This window comes from Niallia sp. MER 6 (assembly GCF_023714395.1).
Classification (GTDB): Bacteria; Bacillota; Bacilli; order Bacillales; family Cytobacillaceae; genus Niallia.
This window is the reverse complement of record NZ_JAMAUK010000027.1, coordinates 1-12,884: the sequence shown is the minus strand read 5'-3', so window position 1 is coordinate 12,884 and position 12,884 is coordinate 1. Positions and strand designations below refer to the sequence as shown.

Genomic DNA, 12,884 nt, shown 5'->3' with positions numbered 1-12,884 from the left:
GTAAATTCATTTCATGTATTCAGATGCTGATATATAATGGTAAAAGCAAAGGAGACCGGACTTAAATGAAAACACAAAAACAACTTTTTATCCTGCAATGCTTTTATTTTTTTGCCTTTTTTGGCAGCGGCAGCATAGCTCCGCTGCTTAGTGTCTATTTAAACAATTCGATTGGTTTATCTGGTTTTGAAATTGGCATTATTATGTCGATTGGCCCTGTTGTCACCATATTTTTTCAACCTTTTTGGGGAATTCTTTCTGATAAGACAAATGCGCCCACATCTATCCTTAAATTATGCGCATTTTTTGCTGGATTATGTGGTCTAGGATATTTGTTTATGGACCAGTTTATCTGGATTTTTGTGATTGCGACATTGATTGCCGTATTCCAAAGTGCAATCGTCCCGATTTCTGACAGCATCACGATAAAATACACGAGTGAACATAATCTTGATTACGGAAATGTGCGGATGTACGGAGCTTTAGGTTTTGGGATTGCTGTCTTTGTAATGGGCAGGATTTCAGAAGTTTCCCCGAGCATTATTTTTATTTCCTTTTTCGCTGCATTGCTGATTTGCTCGCTTACAACAGTTAAGATGCCCCGTGAAAAAGCTGCTGCAAACAGCAATCCCCTTAAAGGAGCAAGCAAGCTGTTAGCCCATAAAAAGTACATGCTGTTTTTAATCATCACGTTTATGATTTTTAGTCCGAATCTGGCTAACAACACTTTTTTTGGTTTGTTTGTGGAAGGAAGCGGAGGTACATATACCGGAATAGGGATAGCCTTTTTAATAGCGGTCCTGTCAGAAGTCCCTTTTATGCGAATTGCAGGGGCATGGATAAAAAAATTCGGCCTGTTAGAAATTACATTATTTTCGGGAATACTCTCCTTAATCAGATGGATTTTTTATTTTACAGAACCGAATTTAACACTCGTTTATGCCACTGCTTTTCTGCAAGGATTTGGTGTGGGGCTGTTCATTCCGGCAGGTCTACAATATATTAGAAGAATAGCGCCTGTCCATTTAATTGCAACATCAATCACCTTCTATTCGGCGATTGGCAATGGGCTTGGCAACTGGTTCAATACTTTTATCGGCGGCATTATTTTTGATCATTACAGCATCTTTCATGTGTATTTATTTTTCAGTGTCTTAACAGTGATTGGTCTAGGGCTGAATATATTCTTGCTTCGTCTGGAAAAACAGGAGGCTGTTTTAAAAAAACAATGGAATGAAAGTCCGTCATAACTCTATAAAGTCAGCACTTGCTAAAAATAAATTAACTTATAAGCAGGGCTGACTTTTTGCTGTATTTAAGAGAGCTTTTTATTTTCCGCTAATGTCATAGGAAGGCTGTCCATACTTTTTTATAGCTTGGACATAAGATATAAGGAAATAAGTGGAGGTGGAAAGCGCGATGAACAATTATTATAATCAATGTTCGAAAGGTGTTGGAAAATGTGTCCGTATTCGTACACATAACGGTACAGTTCATACAGGAATCATTGATCGAGTTACTCCTAACAAAGTTTACATTAGGCCATTAGGCGGCGGCAGAAGAGGTTATGGCGGATTTGGATTTGGTTATTACCGCGGCTATGGTGGCTATGGCGGCTGGGGCTGGGGTGCAGCAGCAGTTGGTTTTTCTTTTGGCTTGATTGCAGCACTTGCATTCATTCCTTTTTTCTAGTTCGGACGATAGGCAATTTTCCTTTTCAAAGGAAGATTGCCTATTTTTATGATAATTAATAAAAATGGACAAAAATAAAAAAAAAATAAAAATGTGCCCATTCGAGACAACCTGTATCTACATATGATGCTTATGTGCATGAGGGAGGTGGATTAAATGGGTGGTGAACAAACAGCAGGATTCGGCGGAGGCTTTGCTCTGCTTGTAGTGCTATTCATTTTATTAATCATTGTAGGATCTAGCTACGTTGGTTATGGTTATTAATTAAATTAATATAAAAAGAGGGAGTGTTTTATAAATGGCATACGGTTATGGTGGTTACGGTTCTTGTGGTTGTGGAGGATACAGCTATGCAGCTCCAGTATCTGGTGGATATGGTAGTGGCGGATTCGTATTGATTGTTGTTCTATTCATTCTATTGATCATTGTTGGAGCAGCTTGGCTGTAAAACAGCATCAAAGGCATAAGCGATATCGCTTATGCCTTTTTGTTATTGTTTTAGATTAGATAAAATGAAGCTAATGTGTCGGTAATTTGTGCACGTGCTGATGATTTATCATATAGAGAATTGTTTAGCATGTACTTCTTGATTGTCAGCTGTTCATAAATCTCCAATTCTAGTTCTTTCCTTCTTTTTAGAACTTCCACTGTACCATTTAGACCAGTATGATGATGTTTTTTTCCGTAGCCTTGCTTTGTATAATACTCAATAAATCCTTTTCTCCATTCCTCTGGTCTTTCGTTGTATGCTTTACGGAATGACTTTGGAAGATTATCTTGGTCTACATAAAGTAACACTGGGTTGAGCTTGCGAATTATTTTTTCTAAAGAAAGTACATGCTCTACCACGATTTCCTGCGGGATTCCCCATTTTATCATGCCGATTGTTAATGGATTTTGGATGAAGCAGCATTCGAATATATAAAGCTTATCATCTTGCAGCGCTTTTTCTGTAAATTCAGCCCATTTTTCAGCAGCTAGCATAGCATGCTGTTCAAATGGCAATTCATAAATATCATGCTTATAAATATCGTTCAGCTGTTCTTTAGAAAAAAACATGCTGTCTTGATTGATTATTTTTCTGTAAGGCAAAAGGATATTGTCTCCTTTTTGCTGACCATACGAAACTAATGCATCCCATTGTTGATTGGTGTTCAAAAGCTGTTCCCATTCAGAAAGAGAAAAGCTGGCGACACCGTCATAATCAGCTGGATGGTCAAGATTACCCTCAAGATATAGCTCGCTATTTATGTTGTTATTTCTTACTATTTCGTGTAATGCAGAAGCGGTTGTCGTTTTGCCGCTTCCAGGCAAGCCTTCTACTATAACAAGTTTTGTTCGCATATCATCAAGCCTTTCCATAATAGGCTAAAATCTAAACCTTCTAGTTTACATTAATAGACTACTCCATCGTACTCACCCTAATATGTTGATAATAGGAAGTTCTCTAAAAGAATAGGTAATTCCTTCATAAGTTTTGGTTAGTGCAAAAAAAGAATCTCTGAAGGCTGAAAATCCTATAAAATTGTCGACTTTTTACATGCAAAAAAAATGTTACAATGGAAAGGACTAAGTTTCGGTTTATTAGGAGGATTAATATAAATGTTTGACAAAGCTTTATCTATTTTAAAAGAATATTTTGGCTATGATACTTTCAGAAATGGTCAGGAGGAGGTAATCCGCCAAATCCTCCAAGGCGAAAACGTTGCGTGCATTATGCCAACAGGAGGAGGAAAATCAATTTGTTATCAAGTTCCGGCGATGATTTTTCCTGGTGTAACGCTTGTTGTCTCACCGCTGATTTCCTTAATGAAGGATCAGGTCGATGCTTTGACAGAAGCGGGCATACCGGCAACTTTTCTAAACAGCACGCTTGACTCTTATGAAGCTTCTAAAAGAATGGAAGACTTAAAATCAGGCAAATATAAGATTTTATATGTTGCCCCTGAAAGACTTGATGGAGAGTTCTTTATTGACATGCTTAATGACTTGGAAATTCCGTTTATCGCAATCGACGAGGCACATTGTATTTCCCAATGGGGACATGATTTCCGTCCGAGTTATTCGAGATTAGGCCAATTAATTAGACGGCTGGAGAAAAAGCCGATTGTTGCTGCCCTTACGGCTACAGCAACCCCAGTAGTTAAGGAGGATATTTGCGCTCAATTGGATATTTCTGTAGATAACACGGTTATTACCGGGTTTGAAAGAAGTAATCTGTCCTTCTCTGTCGTCAAAGGAGAGGACAGGCATCGGTATATTGAGAGATTTCTTAACAAAAACAAAGAAGAATCAGGAATTATCTATGCTGCCACAAGACAAGATGTGGAACGGCTATATGAACGATTAACAAACAAAGGCTATTCATTGGCAAAATATCACGGCGGCATGACAGACAAGGCAAGAGAAGAGGAGCAGCAGAAATTTATCACCGATGATTGTCAGCTTATGGTGGCAACAACTGCCTTTGGGATGGGTATTGATAAAAGCAATATAAGATTTGTGATTCATTACCAGCTCCCGAAAAACATGGAAGGTTATTATCAGGAAGCCGGCCGTGCTGGGAGAGATGGTCTGCCGAGTGAGTGCATCCTCTTATATTCTGCACAAGATATTCGTATTCAACGGTTTTTGATTGATCAGACTACACATGATCCTGATAAACAAGCACAGGATTTATCAAAGCTGCAAGCAATGATTAATTATTGTCATACAGAGGATTGCCTTCAGAAATACATCCTTCATTACTTCGGGGAGGAAACAACGGAAACTTGTGAACGCTGCGGAAATTGTAAGGATGAAAGGCATGTTGTAGATGTAACGGTTGAAGCACAAAAGGTGCTTTCCTGCATGATGCGCATGGGAGAGCGGTTCGGAAAAACAATGGTTGCCCAAGTGTTGACTGGCTCTAAAAATAAGAAAATAATTGATTTTTCATTAGATAAGGTAAAAACATACGGAATTATGAAGGAGCAGTCAGCGAAGGCTGTAAGTGACTTCATTGAATTTCTAATCTCAGAAAATTATATAGCTGTCAGCAGCGGTTCCCTGCCTGTTTTGAAGGTCACAGCAACAGGAAAAGAAGTGTTGCTTCAGCGCAAACAGGTGCTGAGAAAAGAGCAGGTGCAAACAAAGGCACTTACAGAAGATAACGGATTGTTCCAGCGTTTAAGAGCAATGCGAAAAAGTCTGGCTGATAGTGAAGGTGTCCCTCCGTTTGTTATCTTCTCCGATCAAACGCTCAAATTAATTTCCAGTCATAAACCGGAAAACGTAAATGAGCTGTCGGCGATAAAAGGGATAGGAGAGCATAAGCTCAACAAATACGGCGGCATTATCCTGGAGACACTGATTTCTTATAAACAAGAAAATCCGCAGGACTGGGAAAAAGGGCAAGAGGTAGGAGGAACAGAATCTAGTTCATTGCCAAAGAAAAAAGGCAAAACAGAAAACTCTCACTTAATTACACTCGAAATGTTGAATACTGGCTTAAATCTTAAAGAAATCGCAGAGAAAAGAGACATGACAACTATAACTATCGAAAACCATTTGCTTAAATGTGAGGAAGAGGGGCACTCCATTGATTGGAGCCAATTTTTATCACAGGAAGAGCAGCAACAAATTGAGGCAATGATCGAAAAGGTAGGGGGAGAGAAGCTAAAGCCAATTAAAGAAGAACTGGACCCCCATATCAGCTATTTTCAAATAAAGATTGCTCTTGCCCTGTATGAAAGAAAGCAGACAATATAACAAAGGAGAAGCTGTAAGGCTTCTCCTTTGTTATATTGAGCTGATTAAGCTGTCCATTGCTTTTTTCAAGTCTTGTTCACTGTCAAAGGTTGCTTGGGCTTGAGTGTTATTGCCGCCGCCTTTGCCGTTTATTTCGGCAAGCACTTCCTTCAGCAGTGCTCCACAGGAAATAGACTGACTGCCATTATGCTGAATTAATAATTTCTTATCTGATTCAGAAGCCAGGATTGCTATATAATCCTTTTCTTTAATAATGGTCTTAGCAAGAAGCTGTAAGTCCTTTAGTGGTTTATGTGCAAATGAAGCAGAAATGACAGTGCTGTCTGTATTGATTGTCAGCTTTTCAGCTAAAAAAGCGGCATTTTCTAATTTGGCTGCTTCCAGCTCACTATTTAATATTTTCTTTTCCTTCTCCAGCTTGTCAATTCTGTCTGCCAGCATTTCCTTATTAGTTCGGAATTTGTCGCTGAGCGCCGTTAAGATTGTTTGGGAAACTTGGTAATCCTTCATTGCCCTGTGACCGCATAAGAAGAACAGCCTGGTTTGATTGCGATGCTTTTCTGTTTTAAGCAGTTTAATAAAACCTAATTCACCAGTCCTGGCAACATGTGTGCCTGCACATGCTGAATAATCAATTTGGTCAATTTCCACTATTCTAAGCTTGCCTGTAACACTTGGAAGCTTCCGCAAAGGTAATGCTGCAGCCTCTGTTTCTGTTACAAAATATGTTTTTATTTCTTTATTTGCAAATATGTATTTACTGCATAATGCTTCAATTTCCAGTAAATCTGATGCTGTAAGCTCTTCTATGTCTATATCTATTGTTGTGTAATCTGTTCCAAGGTGGAAGCTTACTGTTGCAATATCTTTCCACTCATGCAATACAGCTGACAGCAAATGCTGGCCAGTATGCTGCTGCATATGGTCATATCGTTTCTCCCAGTCAACTATGCACTCTGCAGTTTGCCCGGTTATCTCTTGCTCGACTAAGTGTAAAATGGTGCCGTCATCTTCCTTTTGAACATCCAATACAGTAATGCCGTTAATGGTACCTGTATCGCTTGGCTGTCCGCCTCCTTCAGGATAAAAAGCTGTTTCTGCTAATACAACATATTCTTTACCATCTTTATGAAGTGTTTTTACGATATTTGTTGTCCAAGAAGACATGTAGGGGGACGAGTAATACAATTGGTTTGTCATGTTTGATTTCTCCTAAGGATACGTATTTGTTAGACAATCATCATAGCATAATTTCAACCCTTATCGCGATTCAGTGAACTTTAGAATAAGCATTTCATTTATGTGACGGAAAGAAAATTCTAAAAAATCGTCAAAATACCTATAAAAACGAGTCTTTATGTTCATAATAAACAAAAAAGGGGGCTAACAGCATGTTTTTTAACAGAAAAGGAATGGATGATAAGCCTGAGGAAGTTTTATTGAATTTGGAAGTGTATGCTTGCAATTCCTGCAACGGTTGGATGAGGAAGGATTTTGCAACTGATGATTTGAAATGTCCGTTATGTGGAAATGAGACAACGATGGAAATGAGAGAATTGCCACAAATAAATAACTAATAAAACAAGACCCCATATTCGGGGTCTTGTTTTATTAAAAATAATTGTCTATTTCATCTTGATACATTTGGTTATAGGCATTTTCAGCATCTGATTCCGAGTGAAAGAGGGCATCATCATCTTCAATTGTATGGAATGTGTCGTTCAAAAAAAGTGCTAATGCATTTGGATCTTTTGGATGCTGAACGATTTCTGCCGGTTTTACATTAGATACAGATGGTGTATGGGGATTATGGTAAATGACATATACTTCATCACCTAATTGCAGATCTTTTGGATCAAGTGTGTCCATTGGGTTGTTCTCCTTTCTATTATAAATTTTCGTTCTGTTGACCAATTTCCTTTTCCGCTATCATGCTGTTGGCAGCTTCTAATTTTTGAAGCTGGTCGATAGAGTCTCCTCGGTCATCTGCTGAACGCTGCTTGTTGTTCATTTTAGTGTCTTTTGAGTTCTTCATCATACTCTCTCCTTTAAAAACAGTGTTTGCTTGTGCGCAAAAAAATATGATGGAAAATAAAGTAAAAAAGGCATCTATCAAAGGATAGATACCTTCTTTATTTAAGCAAAGCTGTCTGTTAATTCATCGACAAGTGTGCCGACATATGCGACGGCCTGTTTTATTGCATTTGGATTAGACATATCCACTCCTGCGTCCTTCAATAACTCAAGCGGAGTTTTTGTTCCGCCAGCGCGAAGGACATCAAGCCATTTATCGACTGTTTCTTGACCATTTTCACGAATACTAGCCGCAACGGCTGTCGAAGCTGTTAACCCTGCTGAATAGGTGTAAGGATATAATCCCATATAGTAATGAGGCTGACGCATCCATGTCAGATAATCCTGTTCTGTAATCTCGACAGAATCTCCCCAAAATTCCTTCAATACGTTTCCTTTTACTTCATTAAAAACCCTGGCTGTTAAAGGTGTTCCTTCTTCAGCCAGCTTATAAACACGGCGTTGAAATTCTCCTTCAAGCAAATGTGTAACAAAATTATGATAGTAAGTGCCAAGGAGCTGAAGGATAGTCCAGCGTCTCATTCGGTTGTCATTTGTTTTGGCCAGCAAATAGTCAGCAAGCAGCATTTCATTCATTGTAGAAGGTGCCTCAATAAAATAGGTTGACGGTCTTGTATTGACAATACGTTGATTTTTATTTGCCAAATAGAAGTGACCGGCATGTCCTAGCTCATGTGCTAACATAAAGGCGCTTCGCATCGTATTACCCCAAGTAATTAAGATAAATGGATGAGAGCCATACGGACTAGAACAGAAAGCACCAGTTGATTTTCCAACATTATCAGCTATATCAACCCATCTTTCTGTTAAAGCTTTTTTCATGATTTCAGAGTATTCAGGTCCCATCACCTTTAATGCCTCTAAAATAATATCGCTTGCTTCTTCAAAGGTTGTTTCAGGATTGAATTCATGATCAAGCGGTGCCTTTAAATCACAGAAAAGCATCTTTTCTAAACCTAACTGTTCTTTTTTCAAGCTTGCAAACTTTCTCATATGTGGGGCTAGTTCATTGAAAATAACGCTTAGCTGGTTATGATACATTTCGGTAGTTACTTCTTGTGACTCTAACAGCATGTCTGTAACAGAAGCATATCCGCGAATATTAGCTAAAGTTACTTGTTTTTTTACTTCGGTGCTGTAAGCTGCAGCAATTGTATTGTTGTAACTTGCTAAAGTGTCTGTAAACGATTTATAAGCATTTCTTCTTATTTCCGGATCTGGTGAAAACTCATAAACATCTTCAAATAATGCAAAAGATACAGGAAGTTCTGCTCCGTTATTATCTTCAATGGAAGCAAAGCTCATATCAGCCAGTTTGCTGCTTTGGTACACTAAATAAGGAGAAGCATGAATTTGGCCTAATGATGCCAGTACTTTTTCTGTTTCACTCGATAATGCATATTTTTTTGCAGCTAAGATTTTCTGAATGTTGCGGCTGTAAACGGCAAGCTTCTGTTCTTCTTTCAAGAACTGAGCAATCAGCTCCTCTGGCATTTCTAAAATTTCTGATTGAATAAAGGACATTGTGCCGGCTGCCTTAGCATTAAAAGCTGCAAACAGGGAAGAGTTTGCTTGGTTTTCAGGATTAGTGCCATCTTCAGACTGCTTTAAGGAGGCATATGTACTGATAAGTACGATACTCTCAAGCAACGCTTCCTGTGCTTGCAAGCATTCCAATAATACAGAACTGCTTGTAGCAAGTTTTCCTTTATATTGATCAAAAGCTGCCAAGCTGTTTTCTGCTTGTACTAATGCAGCTTTCCACGCATTGCTATCTGCAAACAGGTCTTCCACCTTCCATTTTAATTCTTCTGGCACCTCATGGCGGTAGGGCCTTGTTTGTTTAGTTATTTGCAATCTGATTCCTCCCCTTATTAAAGGTATTTAGTGATACGAAATGATTATATCATATTATTTTGAATAGTAAGTATATTTTTGCTTCAAAAATATATGACTAATAGAGGATAGATTATTAATGAGAAAGAATCATTTCCATGACATAAATAAGAAAAATACTTTCATCTATATTACATTTCCATTACAATCATAAGTGTTGTTATTTTGTCATAAAATTTTCATTTTTGTTTTTTAAAATGGTATGGGAGGATCTATTTTGTATAACTCCATTCTAGTCATTATCAGTATTATTTTAATTTATATGGCCAGCTACACTTCTTTTGATTTATTTCAGCTTGTTAAAGCCTCTGAAAAGAACAGCCGCTTTTTATTTTTAGCTAGCACCTTCTCTCTTGGCTTTGGGTTTTGGGTAATGAGTTTTGTTGCATTAATGGCCGATAATATATACGCAACTTCGAGCTACGATATTCCCATTGCCACCTTATCCATGCTGATCGGAATTTGCTTTGCCGGAATGGCGTTTTATTCTATGCTGGATAAGGAGAATAATAAGCATCGGATATATGTAAGCAGCTTGTTTTTCAGTTTTTCCATGCTGGCAGTATTCATATTAGGGCTTTATTCAATCGGTAATTCGGTGCAAGCTGAGAATATGCCTGCTCTATTTTTCAGCTTTCTGTTGCTGTTCAGCGGTTTTTCCTTTTCCGTGAAGCTGTCTTTTTATCCTGCTAAAAAGACAAGAATAGCTAAAGGTATCGTTAGACCGTTATGCAGCTTCATCATTACAGGTGTATGTTTTTTAAGTCATTTCATTCTTTTGCACAGCATGACACCGATTGAATATGAACCGAGCCACTATGATGACAGCTTTATTGTTTATGTCGTTTTATTCATTACTATATTAATCTTGGGCGGCCTTATTGGGACTAGTACATTGATAAGGGAGAAGCTTGCTGTCAATGATATAAATGTTCGCGATATGCAGTATGCGCTGGATGAGTCCTCGATTGTCGCCTTTACAGACAAAAATGGGATGATTACATATGTGAATGATAAATTTGTGGAAATATCGAAATACAGCCGTTCTGAATTAATTGGCCAAAATCACCGCATAATTAATTCCGGCTATCATTCGCCAGAGTTTTTTAAACAATTGTGGAAGACTATCAGTTCAGGGAATATATGGAAAGGTGAAATCCGCAATAAAGCAAAGGATGGTAGCTTCTACTGGGTGGATACGGTTATTGTTCCTTTCGTTAACAAAAAAGGAGAACCATATCAGTATGTTTCCATAAGAAGAGACATTACAGATCAGAAGCAAGACCAAATAAAGATGCAGGAAATGGTGCAAGAGGTGAGCGATATAAAGTTTGCCCTCGACCAGTCAAGCATTATTGCGTTTACAGATAAGCAAGGAGTCATCACCAATGTAAATGATAAGTTTTGCCGGATTTCAGGTTATTCGGAAGAAGAGTTAATCGGTCAGACACATCGAATCGTTAATTCCGGCTATCATTCGGCCGCCTTTTTTCAAGAATTATGGCATTCTATTGCCAACGGAGAGGTGTGGAAGGGAGAGATTCGCAACAAAGCGAAGAACGGATCGTACTATTGGGTAGATACCACTATTATTCCTTTCTTGGACAGTCAGAACAAACCATATAAATATTTAGCCATTAGAAATGATATAACGGAAAGAAAACGAACAGAAGAAATACTGCACAGACAGGACAAACTAGCGGCAGTTGGTCAGCTTGCTGCAGGTATAGCCCATGAAATCCGCAATCCGCTCACCTCTATAAAAGGATATACAGAATTCTTGAGTATGGATGAAACAGAAACAGACAGGCAGGAATTGTTTTCCATTGTATTAGAAGAGATTGAACGGGTTAATTCCATTGTCGAAGAGTTTATGCTATTGTCCAAGCCGACTTCTGCCAGCCTGGAGAAGAAGGAAATCATACCAATCATCGCAAATGTTCTTTCCATATTAGACTACCAGTTAAGAAAGAGCAAAGTGCAAGTAGACTTTACTTTTGATGACAGTGAGGCTCGTCTAGAATGTGATGAAAACAAGCTAAAGCAAGTCTTTCTTAATTTTATTAAAAATGCAGTAGAAGCAATGCCGAGTGGAGGCAGCTTAAAAATAGCAGTGAAAACTACTGCCAAGAGTATTGATGTGCTGCTTCAAGATACGGGGATTGGGATGGACAAGGACCAGCTTCAAAAACTGGGAGAGCCGTTTTTCACTACAAAAAAAGAAGGAACAGGGTTAGGATTATTGGTGAGTTTTAAGATTATTGAGAACTTTAAAGGGAAAGTATATATAGAAAGTGAAAAAAACAAAGGAACATCTTTCCATATAACTTTTCCGAAAGCAGGAAATGATGTAGGTTAAAAGACTTAGTTATTTCCAATATAGTCCTAAAATACTAAGAGCAAGGATATAACAATACGTACTATTCTGACAATTAGACTTTTAACTGTTAAAGGTTTGTCATATTAGTAACGGAATTGCTATCTCCTTGTTCTTTTTATTTGCGCTTTTCATGTTAAGATAATACCCGTTAGCTTGTTTAAGCTAGTTAGGAGGTAAAGATAAATGAAAAAACTATTATCATTTATTGCATGCGCAACAATTGCCACTTCCATAGGGACAGAAGCGAAGGCGGCAGAAGTCACTGTAAAAAAAGGAGACACACTTTGGAGCATTTCCCAAGACTATAATGTTTCCACAGGTGACATTAAAGATTGGAATGACCTTGATTCTGACATAATTAAAGTTAACGATACATTAGATCTCCAAGTGGAGAAAAAATATAAAGTCAAATCTGGCGACACTCTTTGGAGCATCGCAAGGGAAAATGACAATTCAGTAGAGGATTTAATGGAGTGGAATGATCTATCTTCAGAAAAAATCTATGCTGGTGAAAAAATAATCGTCGATAACGGAATCGACAAAAAAGATTCCGGTAAGAAGGAAAAAACAAAAGAGTCAGCTGCAAAAACAGTTAATAAGGATGATTCAGGAAATGCCGAGACATTGACTGTTTCTGCAACTGCCTACACAGCAGATTGTAAAGGCTGCTCTGGTGTTACTGCGACAGGGATTGATTTGAATGAAAATCCAAATCAAAAGGTCATCGCAGTTGATCCGAAAGTTATTCCGCTAGGCTCTACCGTTTATGTGGAAGGTTACGGTAAGGCTATTGCTGGAGATACAGGCGGAGCTATTAAAGGGAATAAAATAGACTTGTTTATGTCTTCAGAGAAGCAAGCACTGAAATGGGGAAGACAGCAAGTCGAGGTTAAAATCATTGATTAATCATGTCAGAGATGGAAGGATAGCATTTTGCTATCCTTTTTTTTTGAAAGATAAGAAAGTATAAAAATTTGGGTCTACCACAGTCATTTAAGCTGTGGTATTTTCATTTTATGGAGACCAATATATTGAGAAGAATATTTTTTGATAAACACCAACATTGGGAAGC

Annotated in this window: 12 protein-coding genes and 1 pseudogene; 8 read left to right on the top strand and 5 right to left on the bottom strand. The window is 38.1% G+C overall.

What is annotated here, in order from left to right:
* Positions 1-65 precede the first annotated feature (65 nt).
* The 4 genes and pseudogenes from M3600_RS22425 to M3600_RS29420 form a co-directional block, all read left to right on the top strand.
* A complete protein-coding gene (locus M3600_RS22425) occupies positions 66-1,250 on the top strand; it encodes an MFS transporter (RefSeq protein WP_233313960.1) in 1,185 nt (394 codons plus the stop codon).
* Positions 1,251-1,419: 169 nt separating this feature from the next.
* On the top strand, positions 1,420-1,692 hold the full coding sequence (locus tag M3600_RS22420) for a hypothetical protein (protein WP_233313959.1): 273 nt from the start codon (positions 1,420-1,422) through the stop codon (positions 1,690-1,692).
* Positions 1,693-1,848: 156 nt separating this feature from the next.
* On the top strand, positions 1,849-1,956 hold the full coding sequence (locus M3600_RS22415) for a YjcZ family sporulation protein (RefSeq protein ID WP_233313958.1): 108 nt from the start codon (positions 1,849-1,851) through the stop codon (positions 1,954-1,956).
* A 100-nt stretch (positions 1,957-2,056) separates the two neighbouring features.
* A pseudogene (locus tag M3600_RS29420) lies at positions 2,057-2,140 on the top strand (YjcZ family sporulation protein); the annotation flags it as partial.
* Positions 2,141-2,190: 50 nt separating this feature from the next.
* Here M3600_RS29420 and M3600_RS22405 read toward each other — a convergent pair.
* Positions 2,191-3,036 carry a P-loop NTPase family protein gene (locus tag M3600_RS22405; protein WP_251647684.1) on the bottom strand — a complete coding sequence of 282 codons (846 nt, stop codon included), beginning with the start codon at positions 3,034-3,036 and terminating at the stop codon, positions 2,191-2,193.
* Between the two features lie 258 nt (positions 3,037-3,294).
* Between M3600_RS22405 and recQ the strand changes: the two genes are divergently transcribed.
* Complete coding sequence (gene recQ, locus M3600_RS22400) at positions 3,295-5,442, top strand: DNA helicase RecQ (protein WP_251647683.1); 2,148 nt, start codon at positions 3,295-3,297, stop codon at positions 5,440-5,442.
* 30 nt (positions 5,443-5,472) lie between these two features.
* Here the strand turns inward: recQ and M3600_RS22395 are convergent, their stop codons facing one another.
* Positions 5,473-6,642 (bottom strand): alanyl-tRNA editing protein, encoded by a 1,170-nt coding sequence (locus tag M3600_RS22395; RefSeq protein WP_251647682.1) that lies wholly within the window; start codon positions 6,640-6,642, stop codon positions 5,473-5,475.
* Positions 6,643-6,833: 191 nt separating this feature from the next.
* Here M3600_RS22395 and M3600_RS22390 point away from each other — a divergent pair, with 191 nt between their 5' ends.
* Positions 6,834-7,019, top strand: coding sequence for a cold-inducible protein YdjO-related protein (locus tag M3600_RS22390; protein WP_233313953.1), 186 nt, complete (start codon positions 6,834-6,836; stop codon positions 7,017-7,019).
* A gap of 34 nt (positions 7,020-7,053) precedes the next feature.
* On the opposite strand, the gene M3600_RS22385 is transcribed toward M3600_RS22390, so the two are convergent.
* From M3600_RS22385 to pepF, 3 genes are all read right to left on the bottom strand, one after another.
* Positions 7,054-7,311: a transcriptional regulator SplA domain-containing protein gene (locus tag M3600_RS22385; protein ID WP_233313952.1), complete on the bottom strand. Its 258-nt coding sequence runs from the start codon at positions 7,309-7,311 to the stop codon at positions 7,054-7,056.
* A gap of 19 nt (positions 7,312-7,330) precedes the next feature.
* Positions 7,331-7,480 carry a hypothetical protein gene (locus M3600_RS22380; RefSeq protein WP_233314797.1) on the bottom strand — a complete coding sequence of 50 codons (150 nt, stop codon included), beginning with the start codon at positions 7,478-7,480 and terminating at the stop codon, positions 7,331-7,333.
* A 98-nt stretch (positions 7,481-7,578) separates the two neighbouring features.
* A complete protein-coding gene (pepF, locus tag M3600_RS22375) occupies positions 7,579-9,393 on the bottom strand; it encodes an oligoendopeptidase F (RefSeq protein ID WP_233313951.1) in 1,815 nt (604 codons plus the stop codon).
* Between the two features lie 256 nt (positions 9,394-9,649).
* Here pepF and M3600_RS22370 point away from each other — a divergent pair, with 256 nt between their 5' ends.
* Together M3600_RS22370 and M3600_RS22365 are read left to right on the top strand one after the other, a co-directional pair.
* Positions 9,650-11,791: a PAS domain S-box protein gene (locus tag M3600_RS22370; RefSeq protein ID WP_251647681.1), complete on the top strand. Its 2,142-nt coding sequence runs from the start codon at positions 9,650-9,652 to the stop codon at positions 11,789-11,791.
* Positions 11,792-11,995: 204 nt separating this feature from the next.
* Complete coding sequence (locus tag M3600_RS22365) at positions 11,996-12,718, top strand: LysM peptidoglycan-binding and 3D domain-containing protein (protein WP_233313949.1); 723 nt, start codon at positions 11,996-11,998, stop codon at positions 12,716-12,718.
* Positions 12,719-12,884: the final 166 nt, after the last annotated feature.